11 protein-coding genes are annotated in these 16,532 nt (G+C 64.4%); 5 read left to right on the plus strand and 6 right to left on the minus strand.

The features are described 5' to 3' along the window. Positions 1–77 precede the first annotated feature (77 nt). Positions 78–2,006 (plus strand): potassium transporter Kup, encoded by a 1,929-nt coding sequence (locus K9B33_RS13695; protein WP_224549505.1) that lies wholly within the window; start codon positions 78–80, stop codon positions 2,004–2,006. Between the two features lie 51 nt (positions 2,007–2,057). Here the strand turns inward: K9B33_RS13695 and K9B33_RS13700 are convergent, their stop codons facing one another. Then, the gene (locus K9B33_RS13700; RefSeq protein WP_224549506.1) at positions 2,058–2,531 is read right to left on the minus strand and encodes an Hsp20 family protein; all 474 of its coding nucleotides are present in this window, start codon (positions 2,529–2,531) and stop codon (positions 2,058–2,060) included. Positions 2,532–3,066: 535 nt separating this feature from the next. Here K9B33_RS13700 and K9B33_RS13705 point away from each other — a divergent pair. Together K9B33_RS13705 and K9B33_RS13710 are read left to right on the plus strand one after the other, a co-directional pair. Beyond that, positions 3,067–4,317 (plus strand): lipoprotein-releasing ABC transporter permease subunit, encoded by a 1,251-nt coding sequence (locus K9B33_RS13705; protein WP_224549507.1) that lies wholly within the window; start codon positions 3,067–3,069, stop codon positions 4,315–4,317. Beyond that, a complete protein-coding gene (locus K9B33_RS13710) occupies positions 4,310–4,987 on the plus strand; it encodes an ABC transporter ATP-binding protein (protein ID WP_224549508.1) in 678 nt (225 codons plus the stop codon). The genes K9B33_RS13705 and K9B33_RS13710 overlap by 8 nt, the downstream gene beginning before the upstream one ends. Here K9B33_RS13710 and K9B33_RS13715 read toward each other — a convergent pair. Further along, positions 4,984–6,792 carry a diguanylate cyclase gene (locus K9B33_RS13715; protein ID WP_224549509.1) on the minus strand — a complete coding sequence of 603 codons (1,809 nt, stop codon included), beginning with the start codon at positions 6,790–6,792 and terminating at the stop codon, positions 4,984–4,986. The genes K9B33_RS13710 and K9B33_RS13715 overlap by 4 nt on opposite strands. Positions 6,793–6,916: 124 nt before the next feature. On the opposite strand from K9B33_RS13715, the gene dnaE reads away from it, so the two are divergent. Beyond that, the gene (dnaE, locus tag K9B33_RS13720) at positions 6,917–10,459 is read left to right on the plus strand and encodes a DNA polymerase III subunit alpha (protein WP_224549510.1); all 3,543 of its coding nucleotides are present in this window, start codon (positions 6,917–6,919) and stop codon (positions 10,457–10,459) included. A gap of 69 nt (positions 10,460–10,528) precedes the next feature. Here the strand turns inward: dnaE and K9B33_RS13725 are convergent, their stop codons facing one another. The 4 genes from K9B33_RS13725 to K9B33_RS13740 all read right to left on the minus strand — a co-directional run bounded on the left by K9B33_RS13725 (position 10,529) and on the right by K9B33_RS13740 (position 14,734). Beyond that, the gene (locus K9B33_RS13725) at positions 10,529–11,596 is read right to left on the minus strand and encodes a PA0069 family radical SAM protein (RefSeq protein WP_224549512.1); all 1,068 of its coding nucleotides are present in this window, start codon (positions 11,594–11,596) and stop codon (positions 10,529–10,531) included. A 110-nt stretch (positions 11,597–11,706) separates the two neighbouring features. Beyond that, on the minus strand, positions 11,707–12,234 hold the full coding sequence (gene moaB, locus K9B33_RS13730; protein ID WP_224549514.1) for a molybdenum cofactor biosynthesis protein B: 528 nt from the start codon (positions 12,232–12,234) through the stop codon (positions 11,707–11,709). Then, on the minus strand, positions 12,234–14,024 hold the full coding sequence (locus K9B33_RS13735) for a lytic transglycosylase domain-containing protein (RefSeq protein WP_224549515.1): 1,791 nt from the start codon (positions 14,022–14,024) through the stop codon (positions 12,234–12,236). Before K9B33_RS13735 ends, moaB begins: the two co-directional genes overlap by 1 nt. Next, positions 14,021–14,734 carry a uracil-DNA glycosylase family protein gene (locus K9B33_RS13740; protein WP_224549516.1) on the minus strand — a complete coding sequence of 238 codons (714 nt, stop codon included), beginning with the start codon at positions 14,732–14,734 and terminating at the stop codon, positions 14,021–14,023. Before K9B33_RS13740 ends, K9B33_RS13735 begins: the two co-directional genes overlap by 4 nt. Before the next feature lie 144 nt (positions 14,735–14,878). Between K9B33_RS13740 and K9B33_RS13745 the strand changes: the two genes are divergently transcribed. Continuing rightward, a complete protein-coding gene (locus K9B33_RS13745; protein ID WP_224549517.1) occupies positions 14,879–16,531 on the plus strand; it encodes an electron transfer flavoprotein-ubiquinone oxidoreductase in 1,653 nt (550 codons plus the stop codon). Position 16,532 lies beyond the last annotated feature (1 nt).

Genomic DNA, 16,532 nt, shown 5'->3' on the forward strand with positions numbered 1-16,532 from the left:
GCGCGGCGGTTTACGGGGGACGTGCGGACTATTCCGCAGTCGCCCCCGATTGGGTGTCGATACGAACATGATCCTTCATGGCTGACCTCCTTCCCAACACCGCGTCGGCTTCCGATGACGAGGAGCATGGCGGACATGGTCATGCGCGGCAGAAGGCCACGTTGAAGCTCGTCGTCGGTGCAATCGGCATCGTGTTCGGCGACATCGGCACCAGCCCGCTCTATGCGTTCCGCGAAACCTTCGCCGGCCACCATCATCTGGACCTCGATCCCGATCATATTTTGGGCGTCATCAGCCTGATGTTCTGGTCGATGATGCTGGTCGTGACGATGAAATATGTCAGCATCATCATGCGCGCCGACAATAAGGGCGAAGGCGGCAGCCTGGCGTTGCTGGCGTTGATCAACGGCCAGACCAAGACGCAGCGCTGGTCGCGCGGCATCGTGCTGCTGGGTGTGTTCGCCACCGCCCTCTTCTACGGCGACTCGATGATCACCCCGGCGGTTTCGGTCCTGTCGGCGGTGGAGGGGCTTACGGTCTACAATCCCGCCCTTGCGCCGGCGATCCTGCCCGTGGCGATCGTCATCCTGCTCGGCCTGTTCTGGATACAGGGTTTGGGCACCAACAAGGTCGCGGCCTTTTTCGGCCCGATCATGCTGACCTACTTCGTCACGATCGCGGCGCTGGGTGTCGTTTCGATCATCAAGACCCCCGGTATCCTCTATGCTTTCAACCCCTATTGGGCGGTGATGTTCTTCGTCACCGATCCGCTGCCGGCTTTCCTGGCGCTCGGGTCGGTGGTGCTGGCGGTGACGGGCGCCGAAGCGCTCTACGCCGATATGGGCCATTTCGGCCGCAACCCGATTCGCGTGTCCTGGCTCGCCTTCGTCCTGCCCGCGCTGATGCTCAATTATATGGGGCAGGGCGCGCTGCTGTTTCGCGAGGGTGCGGCCGCGCTGCACAGCCCCTTCTACAATCTAGCGCCGCAATGGGGGCAGTTGCCGCTGATCGTGCTGGCGACGCTTGCCGCCATCATCGCGTCGCAGGCGGTGATCTCGGGCGCTTTCTCCGTGACGCAACAGGCGATTCAGTTGGGCTTCATGCCGCGCTTGCGGATCGAGCATACCAGCGCCTCCACCGCCGGCCAGATCTATATCCCCCTCATCAACTGGGGGTTGATGGTGATGGTGATCCTGCTGGTGCTGACATTCCAGACATCGTCCAATCTGACCGCGGCCTATGGCATTGCGGTGACCGGTGCGATGTTCATCGACAATGTGCTGTTGACGGTCGTGATGTACCGGCTGTGGCACTGGAAATGGTATTATGCCGCGCCGGTGCTGGCGGTCTTCTATCTCGTCGATGGCGCCTATCTGGCGGCGAACCTGACCAAGGTGCCGGATGGCGGCTGGTTTCCGCTGCTGATCGGCTTCGTCGTCTTCACCCTGCTGACCACCTGGTCGCGCGGCCGTCGCCTGGTGCAGGACCGTTTGCGAGAGGCGGCGATGCCGATCCCGGTCTTCGTCGCGTCCGCCGCCAACAGTGCGGTGCGGGTGCCCGGCACGGCAGTGTTCATGACGTCGACGCCCGATGGCGTGCCGCACGCGCTGTTGCATAACCTCAAGCACAACAAGGTGCTGCATGAGCGCGTCATCCTGCTGACGGTCAAGATCAAGGACGTGCCGGTCGTCGAAGATGATGGCCGCTGCAAGCTGGAGGATCTGGGCCGGGGCTTCTTCCGCCTCGTCCTCCAATATGGTTTCATGCAGGAACCTGATGTTCCTGCCGCGCTCAAGAATGTCACGGGCTGCGGGCAGGCGTTCAAGATGATGGACACCAGCTTCTTCCTGGCCCGCCAGACGCTATTGCCTTCGGCCAAGCCGGGGATGCCGCTGTGGCGGGAGAAGATCTTCGCCTGGATGTTGCGCAACGCGGAAAGCGCGATGGAGTTTTTCCGCCTGCCCACCAACCGCGTCGTCGAACTGGGTAGCCAGGTCGAGATATGAAAAGGGCGCGGCCTTGCGGTCGCGCCCTTCATTTTTCCATCGATGCCGCGATCAGGCGGCGTCGCGATCCTTGACGCTGATGTCGACCAACTGACCGCCGTTGATGGCGATCTTCTTGGGCTTCATCGCTTCGGGCACTTCGCGCACCAGTTCGATCGTGAGCAGGCCGTCGGCCAGGTCAGCCTTTTCCACCCGCACGAAATCGGCCAGTTCGAAGCGGCGTTCGAAGCTGCGGTTGGCGATACCCACATGCAGGAATTTGGAGCGATCCGCCGGCGAGGCGTCGTCCTTGCGACCGATCACCTGAAGCAGGTTCTGCTGGGCGGTAATGTCGATCTCTTCCGGGCGGAAGCCCGCGACGGCCAGGGTCACGCGATAGCGATCCTCCGACAGGCGTTCGATGTTGAAGGGCGGATAATTGTCGCCCTGCGCCAGCCGGGCGTTATTTTCGATCAGGTCGAACAGGCGATCGAAGCCGACGGTGGAGCGGCGATAGGGGGTGAGGTCGAAACCACGCATTGTCATAATCTCCCAAAGAGCAGAATGAACGGACCGAACCCTGATTCAGGCGTTCGGCGATACTGTGCCCGGCCCCATGAAGGCGACCGGACACGCTGGATATGGTTCGATCGTCGGGGGTTTCAAGAGGGTGGCACGGCCCGATCGCATGGCCGGGAAAGACGGGGGGTGGACGCTTTGTCCCATAGTCCGCGCCGACATCACGCCGTAAAGAAGGCGTAATAAAAAAACACCCGGATCGTGTTTTCACGATCCGGGTGTTTAATGGACGATTGCTCGTCTCCCCCTTGGCCTGCCTCGACCGCTTCTCAGCCCCCTAAGCTCGAAGCGGGATGCAGTATCCCTGAACCACGGCCTTTCACCTGTGCTTCGATTGTCTTGCTATGACCGACGCAGGGCCGAGTCACGGCCAAAATCCGGGCCGTGCTATTTTCCGTTCGTCGCTGTGGCCGTGATGCAACAATCGGGCAATGCTTGCCGTTATACGGCTCCATGCCTAGAGCGTCAGGCAGACCATCCTGCAAGGGGCCGTTCGCGCCACATGATTCTATCCCGTTACGAACGCATGATCGCCAAGCGCTACCTGCTGCCGGGCAAGGGGGAAGGGTTTATCTTCCTCGTTGCGGGCATCAGCCTGGCTGCGGTCATGCTGGGTGTCGCCGCGCTCATCATCGTCATGAGCGTCATGAACGGCTTCCGCGCCGAGCTGTTCGACAAGATCGTCGGCCTCAATGGCCATGCCGTGGTGCAGGGCTATGGCGGACGCCTGCCCGACTGGCAGTCGATCCTCAAGCAGGCCCGCGCGACCCCCGGCGTGACGAAGGCAACGCCGATGATCGAGCAGCCGTTGGGTGCGATCTTCCAGGGCCGGTTCGAGCCTGCCCTGGTGCGCGGCATGACGGTCGCCGACATTCGCAACAACAAAACGCTCAAGGGCAAGGTGCTGGCCGGCAGCCTCGACAATCTGACGCCCAATAGCGGCAAGGTGGGGATCGGATCGCGGCTGGCGGAAAATATGGGCGTCCAACTGGGCGACACCATCACCATCTACAACCCGGCCGGCCGTTCCACCCCCTTCGGCACGGTGCCGCGGCAGGTCGCCTATCAGGTCGCCGCGATCTTCGAGGTCGGCGTCTATGATTATGACAAGGCGATGGTCGTCATGCCGATCGAGGATGCGCAGACGCTGCTGTTGCTGGGCGATGTCGTCAGCATGATCGAGGTCGAGACGGTCGATCCCGACCGGGTGGGCCAGATATTGGAACCGCTGGCCGGCAAGGTCGCCGGACGCGCGGTCATCACGGACTGGCGGCAGATGAACGCATCGCTGTTCGAGGCGCTGGCGGTGGAGCGGGTAGCGATGTTCGTCGTTCTGTCCATCATCGTGCTGGTGGCGGTGTTCAACATCCTGTCCTCGCTCATCATGCTGGTCCGCGCCAAGACGCGCGACATCGCGATATTGCGGACGATGGGGGCAAGCCGCGTCGGGCTGGTCAAGATTTTCATGACGGTCGGCGTCACCATCGGCACGCTGGGCATGGTGGCCGGCATGGTGCTGGGCTTCACCTTCCTCTTCTTCCGCCAGAATATGGTCAATGCGATCCAGTTCGTGACGGGGCAGAATCTGTGGGACCCCTCGATCCGCTTCCTGACCGAATTGCCGTCACAGCCCGATCCGGTCGAGATCGCGGTGATCTGCATCATGGCGCTGGTGTTCAGCTTCCTCGCCACGCTCTATCCGGCCTTCAAGGCCGCCAATACCGATCCCGTCCAGGTGCTGCGCTATGAATGATATCCTCAAAGTGACGGGCCTTGCCCGCAGCTTCACCCAGGGCGGCGTGACCATCGACGTGTTGCGCGGCATCGACCTGACCGTCGGGCCGGGCGAGATCGTCGCGCTGCTGGGGCCGTCCGGTTCGGGCAAGTCGACGCTGTTGCAGGCGGTGGGCCTGCTGGAAGGCGGGTTCGACGGGTCGATCCGCATCGCGGGCGAGGAAGCGGCGAAGCTGGACAATGACGGGCGTACCCGGCTGCGCCGGGATGCGCTGGGCTTCGTCTATCAGTTTCACCATCTGCTGCCCGATTTCAACGCGACCGAAAATGTCGTCCTGCCGCAGGTGATCCGCGACGTGGAGATGGCGGCGGCGAAGGCGCGGGCGGAACTGCTGCTGACCTCGCTGGGCCTGGGGCATCGGCTCGACCATCGGCCGAGTCAGTTGTCGGGTGGCGAGCAGCAGCGGGTGGCCGTCGCCCGCGCGCTGGCCAACAGGCCGGCGCTGGTGCTGGCGGACGAACCGACCGGCAATCTGGACGAGCGGACTGCGGACGTCGTTCTGTCCGAATTCCTGCGGCTGGTGCGGGGCGAAGGCTCCGCCGCGCTGGTGGCCACCCATAATGAGCGGCTGGCGCAGAAGATGGACCGGGTGGTCCGACTGCACGAAGGCGTCCTGGAAGGCGCTTAAGCCGCCGCGGAAGCGCCATCGCGCACGGTCGCGACCAGTATCCGGTCCCGGCCTTCCGACTTGGCGCGCAGCAACGCGGCGTCGGCGGTCTGCAACAGTCGGTCGGGCCGGCCATGATCGGGGAAGGCGGACAGGCCGAAGGAGGCCGTGATCGGTCCCAGTTCCTTGCCATGATGTCCCAGGCGCAGTTCCTGAATGCGCCGCTGGATCTGCATCGCACGGCCAAGCGCCTGATCGAGGTTGAAGCCCGGCATCAATATGACGAACTCTTCGCCGCCCAGGCGGAAGGCATGGCCATGTTCGCGCAGCGAGTCGCCCAGCACCGCCCCCACGGCGCGCAGCACGGCGTCGCCGGCATCATGGCCATAATTGTCGTTGAAACGCTTGAAATGATCGATATCGACCATCAGGCAAGCCAGCGGCGTGCCGTGGCGATCGGCGTCCTGCACCAAGGTCTGGAGCATGGTGTCGAACTGGCGCCGGTTGGGCAGGCCGGTCAGCGCGTCGGCCATGGCCATTTCGCGCAATGTGTCGCGCAGACGGAGATTGGCGAGGGCCAGGCCGACATTTTCGGCCAGCATTTCCAGATATTTTCCGGTCCGCTCCAGATGGTCGGCGTTGCTGTCGGTCGGCTCCTCATAATAGAGCATGCCGATGCTCTCGCTCTGCGCGGCGAGCGGTATGCAGATGGTGCTGACGCTTTCTGAAACGCCCAGATGCTCGCACGGAATATCGACCATGTCGCCGGTCGGCCGGTGGGTCTGGCCACGACGCAGCGCCCAACAGGCTGAAGGCGGAAATTCGATGCGCGATTGCGCGGGCGACAGCCAGTCGCAGGCCTGGGTCATGGCGTTGCGGCGAGCGTCGTGGATATAGAGCCGGCCCGGAAAATCAGGCGCGATTTCCGGAGCGAAGCGGCGCACGACATCGACCAGGTCGCTGACGCTGTCGCAGCCCTGCAATCGTTGCGTCAGCCGCGATATCAGGTCGCGCATCATCCGGTCGGCGTCGCGCTCCTGCTCCAGCCGTTGTCGTTCCAGCCCGTTTTCGCGGAAGATGCGGATCGCCTGCGCCATGTCGCCGATTTCGTCGACATGGGCGGAATCGGGCGGAATGGCGTCATAATCCTGCGCCGCAAGACGCGTGACGACATCGCTCAGCCGCACGACCGGTCGCAGGATGCGTTGTTTCAGCACGAAATAGAGAACGCACAGGAAGAGCAGTGCCGTCATGCCGAGCATGATTTCGGACATGGTGCGCCATTGGCGCGCGGTATCGGTCGCGCGCGCCACCGCATGGTCGGTGCGCTGGTCGAGCATATATTGGAACTTGCCGACCTGTGCGGCGACCCGGTCCAGTTCCCGGCCATATTCGTCGCCGAACAATATGGTGCGGGCGGTCTTGTCGTCCTTGGCCTGAGCGGCCCGGATCGCGGCATCCTGTTCATCGGTCAGCGCGTCGGACCAGTGCATCGCCTGGCGCAGGGCAGCCAATTCACTCTCATTGGCGCCGGCGTCGCGCAGATGGGCGATCCGCTGCTCGACCGAACGCAGCGCCTCCTTTTCCCGGCGATAGGCGATGAGATGGCTGGGGTCGCCACTGATGACGAAGCCGCGGGCCTGCTCGGTCAGGCGATAGACATCCTCCTCCAGCGTGGCCGTCGCCTGGTCGAAGGTGGCGCGCTGCGCCACGGCGGCGCGTTCGCGCTCCTCGGCGCCGGACGCCATCAGCATGGTGGCGCCGGAAACGAGCGTGAGGGCGACGGTAGCGCCGTAGGCCCAGTTGGTGATCGTGGAGAGACGCATGATGCAGCCGACGATAGCGGCGACAGGTTGGCAATCCGTTAAGGATGGCCCGCAAGCGGTTTACCCACAGATTTCGTTGCCCAAGGGCTGGGACGAATCAGGCTTCGCCCCTAGATTGGCCCACATGCCTCATGCTCCCTTCGTACCGCTGCGCGTCTTTTCCTCCTTCACCATGCTGGAAGGGGCGATAGACCCCAAGAAGATCGCCAAGCAGGCCAAGGCATTGGGCTTTCCGGCCGCGGCGATCACGGACCGCAACGGGCTGTACGGTTCGATGGCTTTTTCCGACGGGTGCAAGGATGAGGGCGTTCAGCCAATCATCGGCGCGATGCTGGGCGTGCTGCGGCCGGGGCGGCCATCCAATGCGGCGCCGATGCACGACTGGCTGGCGCTCTACGCGCAGGACGCGACCGGATATGACAATATCTGCGCACTGGTGTCGATGGCGCATCTCGACCGGCCGGTCGAGGAAGTGCCCCATGTGACGATAGAGGCGCTGGAAGGGCGGACCGATGGCGTCATCGCGCTGACAGCGGGGGGCGAGGGCGCGCTGGCGCGGCTGTTCGCGGAGGATCAGCCCGATGCGGCCATTGCCTATGTCGCGCGGCTGGAGGCGCTGTTTCCGGGGCGGCTCTATGTCGAGATATGCCGCCGGCTCGACGCGATCGAGGGCAAGGCGGAACCGCAACTGCTCGACCTGGCCTATGATCGCGACCTGCCGCTGGTAGCGACCAATCCCACCTGCTTTGCCGAACCGCATTTCCATGAAGCGCATGACGTGATGCTGTGCATCGCCGACAGCGCCTATGTCGACATGCCCGATCGCCGCACCAGTTCGCCCGACGCCTGGATGAAGCCAGCGGGCGAGATGAAGCGGCTGTTCGAGGATTTGCCCGAGGCGCTGGCGAACACGCTGGTGGTTGCGCAGCGCTGCGCCGTGGCCGCGCCCAAGCGCAAGCCGATCCTGCCCAGCCTGGCCGGTGATATCGAGGGTGAGGCCCGGATGTTGCGCGACCTGGCGAGCGCCGGGCTGGACGCGCGTCTGGCGAAGCTGGGCATCATCGCGGACGAGGCGCGCCAACCCTATGTCGAGCGCCTGAAATTCGAGACGGACATCATCATCCAGATGGGGTTTCCGGGCTATTTCCTGATCGTCGCCGACTTCATCAAATGGGCGAAGGACCATGATATTCCTGTGGGTCCGGGCCGTGGGTCCGGCGCCGGATCGGTTGTCGCCTGGGCGCTGCTGATCACCGATCTCGATCCGTTGCAGCTCGGCCTGCTGTTCGAGCGCTTCCTGAACCCGGAACGCGTGTCGATGCCCGACTTCGACATTGATTTCTGCGAAACGCGGCGCGGCGAGGTGATCCGCTACGTCCAGCAGAAATATGGCGCGGACCATGTGGCGCAGATCATCACTTTCGGTAAGCTGAAGGCGCGCGCCGTGCTCAAGGACACCGGCCGCGTATTGCAGATGAGCTATGGCCAGGTCGACCGGCTCGCCAAGCTGGTGCCGAACCATCCGACCGATCCCTGGACGCTAGAGCGGTCGTTGAATGGGGTCGCCGAGTTCCGGGCGGAATATGACAATGACAATCAGGTCCGCCGCCTGATCGACTATGCGATGAAGCTGGAAGGCTTCCCGCGTCATAGCTCCACCCATGCGGCGGGCGTGGTGATCGGCGACCGACCGTTGCAGCAACTGGTGCCGCTCTATCGCGATCCGCGATCGGACATGCCGGTGACCCAGTTCGACATGAAATATGTCGAGGGCGCGGGGCTGGTGAAGTTCGACTTTCTCGGCCTCAAGACGCTGTCGGTGTTGCAGAAGGCGGTGCAATTGCTGACCGCGCGCGGCGTGACCGTCGATCTGGATACGCTCGCCTGGGACGACAGCGCGGTTTACGATCTGCTCCAGCGTGGCGACACGGTGGGTGTGTTCCAGTTGGAATCGGAAGGGATGCGCAAGACGCTGGCCGCAGTACGGCCGACCAATTTCGGCGACATCATCGCCCTCGTCTCGCTCTACCGCCCTGGCCCGATGGACAATATTCCGATGTTCGGGCGTCGCAAGAATGGCCAGGAAGAGATTGAATATCCGCACATTCTGCTGAAACCGATCCTCGAAGAAACCTACGGCATCTTCGTTTATCAGGAACAGGTGATGCAGGCCGCGCAGATATTGGCGGGCTATTCGCTCGGCGACGCCGACCTGCTGCGCCGCGCCATGGGCAAGAAGGTGAAGGCGGAGATGGACGCGCAGCGGTCGCGCTTCGTCGAGGGCTGTGCCGCGAGCGACATCAAGCCGGCCAAGGCGAACGAACTGTTCGACTTGATCGACAAGTTCGCCGGCTACGGCTTCAACAAGTCGCACGCGGCCGCCTATGCCCTGCTCGCTTATCAGACCGCCTGGTTGAAGGCGCATTATCCGGCGGAATTCTATGCCGGGTCGATGGCGTTCGACATCCATCTGACCGAAAAACTGACGGTCTTCGTGGACGATATGCGGCGCATGGGGCTGACCTGCCTGGCGCCTGATCTCAACCGCAGCCAGGCCGACTTCACCGTCGAGGCCGTGCCGTGTGAGGGCGAGGACAAGCGACTGGGCTTCGCCGTGCGCTATGCGCTGGGGGGCCTCAAGGGCGTGGGCGAGAAGGCGATGGAGCAGTTGGTCGCCGAGCGTGAGGCGGCGGGGGCGTTCCAGTCGCTGGACGACTTCGCCGACCGGATCGAACCACGGTTGCTGAATCGGCGGCAGTTGGAAAGTCTGGCGGCGGCGGGGGCGTTCGATGGCGTCCATGCCGACCGGGCGGGCGTTCATGCCGCGGCGGAAACCATCTTGTCGGTGGCGTCGAGCAATGCAGCGGCGCGCGAAAGTGGGCAGGGCGGCTTGTTCGGCGACGTGGAGACGCCGCATGCCGACGTCCGCATTCCGCCGCATCAGGCCTGGACCGTGGCGGACCGCATGGCGCAGGAAAAGGAGGCGTTCGGTTTCTACTTCTCCGCCCATCCGGTCGATCGGTACAAGCATCTCGCCGATGCGCGAGGCGCGCGCAGCTATGGCGCTGTGTGTCAGGCGCCAATGCCCGCGCCCAATGCCGAAGGGCGGGCGATGACGATCATGGCGGCGATGGTCGAGGATGTGCGCTGGCGCGAAACCAAGCGCGGGGCGCGCTACGCCAATGCGACCTTTTCCGACCAGAGCGGCCAGTTTCAGGCGAGTTGCTTCGATGAGGGCGCTTGCAAGGCGATCGAGGAACTGGCGGCCGATGGCGATTGCGCGCTGCTGGTCGTGGAACTGGACCGGTTGCCGGGCGAGGAGACGCCGCGGGTGACGGTGCGGGGGGTCGAGCCGTTCCGGGCGATCGCCAGCGCGTCGCGCATGGAATTGACGGTCGATGTGGAGACCCCGCAGGCGGTCGAGGCGCTGGCGACCTTGCTCGCTGGTGCAAGCGGTGGACGGAGCGAGGTATTCCTGCGCGCGCCGGTGGGCGAGGGGCAGGCGGCGCGGCTGTTCCTGGGCGACACCTATAGCCTGGGCGCGGATCAGGTGGATGCAATCTCTACGATCAAGGGGCTGTCGATCCACTGCTTCGAGCGGATGGATGTGAAGGCGGACGGCTACAAGACGCGCACGCGGCGAACGGCGATGCGGTTGGTGGGGTGATTGCGGCGGGTTTTGCGCTGTCGTTTTGGGACCATAGTCGGCCACCCAAAGCCGTCCGAACAACGGAGGCTAAAATAACCGCATCTGTGCGCCTTCGGGTGGGCGGAAGAGGTCGGTGCGCAGGGTCAGCCGTTCCGCGCCAAGGCCTGCGCGTTTGCGGGCCTTGCTGAAGCGGGTGCGGATGAGGTCGGCCCAGACGCCCTGTCCGCGCATCCGGGTGCCGAAATCGGGGTCGTTGTCGCGGCCGCCGCGCAGGTCGCGGATGATCGCCATCACCTTGGCCGCGCGATCGGGATAATGGGCGTCGAGCCAGGCGCGGAACAGCGGCGCGACCTCGTGCGGCAGGCGGACGGGGATGTAGCTGACCTCCCGCGCGCCCGCCTGCGCGACGTGGGCGACCAGCGTTTCGATCTCATGGTCGGTGATGGCGGGGATGACCGGCGAGATGCTGGCGGTGACGGGGATGCCGGCGGCCGATAGCTGGCGGATCGCCTCGATCCGGCGCAGCGGATGCGGCGCGCGGGGTTCCAGGGTGCGGGCGATGGCGGGGTCAAGGCTGGTGACGGAGAGCATGACGGCAACCAGCCGGTCGCGCGCCAGATCGGCGAGCAGGTCGATGTCGCGCACTATGCGGTCGGACTTGGTGGTGATGAAGGTCGGGTGGCGGGTTTCGACCAGCAATTCCAATATATCCCGCGTGATCCGCCAATCCTTTTCGATCGGTTGATAGGGGTCGGTGTTCGTGCCCATGGCGATGGGCGCGACGACATAGTTGCGCTTCGACAGTTCGGCGCGCAGCAGTTTTGCGGCATCGGGCTTGGCGAACAATCTGGTTTCGAAATCGAGGCCGGGGGACAGGTCGTGATAGGCATGGGACGGGCGCGCGAAGCAATAGATGCAGCCATGTTCGCACCCCCGATAGGCGTTGATCGATTGGGAAAAGCCGATGTCGGGGCTGGCGTTGCGCGTGAGGATCGTGCGGGGATGTTCGACCGTGACCTGGGTGCGGCGGCGCGGGACAGGGCCGTCCAGTTGCTCGACCGTATCGAGCCAGTCGCCGTCGGCCTCCCGCTGGGGGAGGTTGAAGCGGTGGCTGTCGCCGTTCAGCGTTGCGCCTCTGCCCCTTTCGATCGCCATGGCGCATAAGAACATATAAGGAACAACGTGTCAATTGAGACGACAAGTGCAACAGCAGTACGGCACCGGCATTTCATTAATTGACTAACTAATGAAATGCCGGATCGGCCTTAACGCTCCATCAGCCGCGGCATCAGTTCGACGAAGTTGCAGGGGCGGAAACGGCTGTCGAGTTGGGTGACGAGGATACCGTCCCAGGCGTCCTTCACCGCGCCGGTCGAGCCGGGCAGCGCGAAGATATAGGTGCCGCGCGCGACGGAGGCGGTGGCGCGGGACTGGATGGTGGAGGTGCCGATGTTCTGATAGCTCAGCCAGCGGAACAGCTCGCCGAAACCGGGGATTTCCTTGTCCTGCACCTGGGCGAGCGCTTCCGGCGTGACGTCGCGGCCGGTGACGCCGGTGCCGCCGGTGGTGAGGATGACGTCGATCTGCGGATCGTCGATCCAGGCATGGAGGCGGGCGACGATGGCGGACCGGTCGTCGCGCTCGATATAGCGGACGGCGAGGATATGGCCGGCGCTTTCCAGCCGTTCGATCAGCGCATCGCCGGAGCGGTCCTCGGCGAGGCCGCGTGTGTCGGAGACGGTGAGGACGGCGATCCGGACGGGAATGAAGGCCCGGCCCTCGTCGATCGGCATCAGTCGGAACCGCCACCCATGGCGGCGGAAGGCTGGGCGCGGCCGTCGGCCTTGCTGAGCCTTACCAGCTTCACGCCCTTGGCATTGGGGAAGGTCGGCCACATGCCCTGCGCCATGCCGGTCAGGCAATCGGCGCTGCCCTTCGCCTGGATCTGGTACATCCAGTAGTTGCGCATGACGATGTTCACATAGGCGCGGGTTTCATAATAGGGCAGCGATTCCATGAAGAGCAGCGGATCGCCCTTGTCATGGACCTGCGTGTTCCAGCGATCGACCGGCTGCGGGCCGGCATTATAGGCGGCCATCACCTTGGGCAGCAGGCCACCGGTCGCGCTCATGTCGCGCAGCGATTCCAGATAGCGCTGGCCATATTCCATGTTGGTGGACGGCACGAAGAGTTGCGATGCGTTGGTGAGGCCCACATCGCCGGCGGTGCCGGGACGGACCTGCATCAGGCCGCGCGCACCCGCGCTGCTGACGACGTCCGAGCGGAAGCCCGATTCCTGGAGCGTGTGGGCGTAAATGAGCGAGGGATCGACGCGCCAGCCGCCATCGGGGCGCCAGTCCGGCGCGGGGAAGCGGGCGAAGCTGTCGGGCTGCTTGCCCGCCGGGCCGTTATGGGCGAGCCAGAGCTGGGTCGCGGGCAGGTTCAGGGCGCTGGCGAGGCGCAGCAGCGCGTCATATTGGTCGCTGCCGCCGATCTTGGCCTGATAGCGGATCAGTTCGTCGGCGCGGCCGTTGTCGCCGATCGCGGACAGGGCGATCGCGGCGCGGGCATTGGGGCTGGCCCGGAGCTTCTGCCATTCGAGCGCGCCGAAGCGGCTGCCGACCGGCGCGGCGCCGAGCGGCAGGCCGAGCGATTCGCGGGCGAGCAGGCCGTAGAAGGTTTCGTCCGAACGGGCCGCCTGCTTGAGATAGGCGGCGACCTTCTCCGCTTCGCCGCAGACCATATAGGCGCGCGAGGCCCAATAGGCGCCGGCGGCGCGCATGTCGGCGTCGCCCGCCAGTGCGGCCACATTGGCGAAGGCCGGTGCGGCGGTGCGGCAGTCATTCTGGCGCCACGACGCAAGGCCAGTGGTCCAGTGCGCCTGCACCGTCCAGTCGCCGCCGGTGCGGGTTTCGAGCGCGCGCGCGGCCATCCGGCGGGCGTTGCCATCGTCATTTTCGATATAATAGGCCCAGGCGACGCGCTGGCGCACCTCGGTCAGGCCTTCGGACGTCAGGCCCGCTTCGCCGTTGGCCAGCAGGCTTTCCGCGCCGATCGGGTCGTCATTCTTGACATAGGTCTGGATCTGGCCGGCGAGGGCCTGCGCCAGTGCATCGGTCTTGGTCGCGGCGACATATTGGCGGCGCGGGGCGGCGCCGAGCCACACCATCTTCTGGATCTGGGGCAGGGTCGGCAGGATGGTCGCGCCGCGCTTTTGCGCCAGCCGGGAGAGCTGGTCCGCCTTGGGGAGCCAGGCGGCCTTGTTGATCAGGTCCAGCAGGTCGAACAGTTCGACCCGCGGCGACCCCTTCGCCAGATAGATTTCGGACAGTGCCAGCGGACGGACGGCGTCCTGCGGATCGAGCGCGGCGACCATCGCCTTGGCGTCGGTCCATTGCTGCGCCTGGATCGCGGCGAACAAGGCGCGGTAGCGGGCCTTGTCCCCATCGCTCAGTTGCAGCGGCGAAGATTCGGTCGAGAGGGTCGGCAGGACCGGGGCGGTTTCGGCGCTGGCGGGAAGCGCGGCGGCCAGGCCCATGGCAATCAGGGCGAAACGGGAAATTTGGGTCGCGGCGCGAATCACGGACGGGCTTCCTCGATCAGGCTTTGCAGGGCGCGCCAGCATTCCGCCTTGGCTGTCGGCTGGGTCAGCAGCAACCGGGGGTGAAATGTGGCGACGGCGGGCACAATGCCGCCATCATGATTAAATTGGCGTAAACTATCGGGCGATGCGGCACCGTCCGTCGGCATCAGCGCACGGATCGTCCGGTCGCCCAGCAGTAGCAGCCGGCGCGGAAGGGCCAGCGCGACATGGGTGCGCATCCGATCGGCTGCGAGGGCAAGATCGGACGCCTCCACCATGCCGCCGGGCGGGCGGGCGGTGAAGAGCGAGGCGAGATGGATGGCGTCGCGATCGAGGCCGATCGCCCGCAGCATCGCATCGAACAACTGGCCGGCGCGATCGGCGAGCAATCGGCCTTCGGCGATATCGGCAGGATCGGGCAGGTCGGTGACGACCATCAGCGCTGCCGGCGTTTTGCCCACCGGCGCGATCCGTGTGCCGGCCCAGCGTCGTTCGGGCTGGGACGGATCATTGGCGAGCCAGTCAAGGAACGATTCGAGCGTTCGCGGCTTCTCCTTGACGGGCGCTGCGATCGCGGCGGCCGCCATGCCGGATGGGCGCGCAGCGACGGGGCGCAGCCAGTTCACTGGCGATTCGCCTGTGGCGCTGTCAACGCCTGCGAGCTGCCACCACGCCAGATAGGCGTCGGCGGTCGCCGCATCATCCTGCAATAATCCCCGCATCGCGAACAGTTAGGGCCAGAGGTTGACGAGGGGGTCAAGGTGCTTCATCGCCTTAGATGGTAAAGTGTTGGACTAATGCGGCGATTGGAGAGGACGGGGTGCAGCCCGCCGATCGCCCCAATGGAGGGATGAATGAGCGAACGGGAATCGATGCCCTATGACATCGTGATCGTCGGCGGTGGGCCGGCCGGTCTGTCGGCGGCCATCCGATTGAAGCAATTGGCGAATGATGCGGGCCAGGAACTCGCGGTCTGCGTTCTGGAAAAGGGGTCGGAAATCGGCGCCCATATCCTGTCCGGCGCGGTGATCGATCCCAAGGCGCTCGATGAATTGCTTCCCGATTGGCGGACACAGGGCTGTTCGCTGGCGGATGTGCCGGTGACGGACAACCAGCACTGGTTCCTGACCAAAACCGGCAAGATCGCCATGCCGCACATCATGACGCCCGGCTGGATGCATAATAAGGGCACCTATACCGGATCGCTGGGCAATCTGTGCCGCTGGCTGGGCGAGCAGGCCGAGGGGCTGGGCGTCGAAATCTTTCCCGGCTTCGCGGCGGCGGAAATCCTCTATAATGAGGATGGCAGCGTGAAGGGCGTGGCCACCGGCGACATGGGCGTCGATCGCGAAGGTGAGCATAAGGGCGATTATCAGCCGGGGCTGGAACTGCATGCCAAATATACCTTCTTCGCCGAAGGCGCGCGCGGCCATCTGACCAAGATATTGAAGCGCCAGTTCGCCCTCGACGCCGACAGCGAGCCGCAGGTCTATGGCCTGGGCATGAAGGAATTGTGGGACGTCGATCCCGCGATGCATCAGCCGGGGCTGGTGATCCATTCGCAGGGCTGGCCGCTGACCGATGCCTATGGCGGGGGATTTCTCTACCATCAGGCCAATGGACAGGTGGCGTTGGGCTTCGTCGTGGGACTGGGCTATCGCAACCCGCATCTCTATCCGTTCGAAGAGTTTCAGCGCTGGAAGCAGCATCCTGAAATTCGCAAATATCTGGAGGGCGGGCGCCGCGTGTCCTATGGCGCGCGCGCGATCAACGAGGGCGGCTGGCAGTCGATCCCCAAGCTGGTCTTCCCCGGCGGCGCGCTGATCGGCTGTTCGGCCGGCTTCGTGAATGTGCCGCGGATCAAGGGCACGCATACGGCGATGAAGTCCGGCATGCTGGCGGCCGAAGCCGCGTTCGAGGCGATTCAGAACGAGCGCGCCCGCGACGTGCTGGACGATTATGAATTGCGCCTGCGGTCGAGCTGGATCGCGGACGAGTTGAAGCTGGTGAAGAATGCCGAGCCTTTGTTGTCGAAGTTCGGCGGGACGATCGGCACGCTGCTGGCAGGCATCGACATGTGGATGCGCACGCTCAAGATCGGCCTGCCCTTCACGATGAAGCACAAGGCCGACAATGAGAAGATCTGGCCCAAGGACGCCTGCGCGAAGATCGCCTATCCCAAGCCCGATGGCGTGGTGAGTTTCGACCGGCTGTCGTCGGTGTTCCTGTCGAACACCAATCATGAGGAGGACCAGCCGGTCCATTTGCAGCTCAAGGATCCCGCGATCCCGATCAGCTACAATCTTCCCCTTTATGACGAGCCGGCGCAGCGTTACTGTCCGGCGGGTGTCTATGAAGTGGTCGGTCAGGAAGAGGGCAATCCCCGGTTCCAGATCAACGCGCAGAATTGCGTCCACTGCAAGACGTGCGACATCAAGGACCCGACCCAGAATATCAACTGGGTCGTGCCCGAAGGCGGCGGAGGACCGAATTATCCGAACATGTAAG

This window comes from Sphingobium sp. 3R8 (assembly GCF_020166615.1).
In the GTDB taxonomy this organism is placed as follows: domain Bacteria; phylum Pseudomonadota; class Alphaproteobacteria; order Sphingomonadales; family Sphingomonadaceae; genus Sphingobium; species Sphingobium bisphenolicum.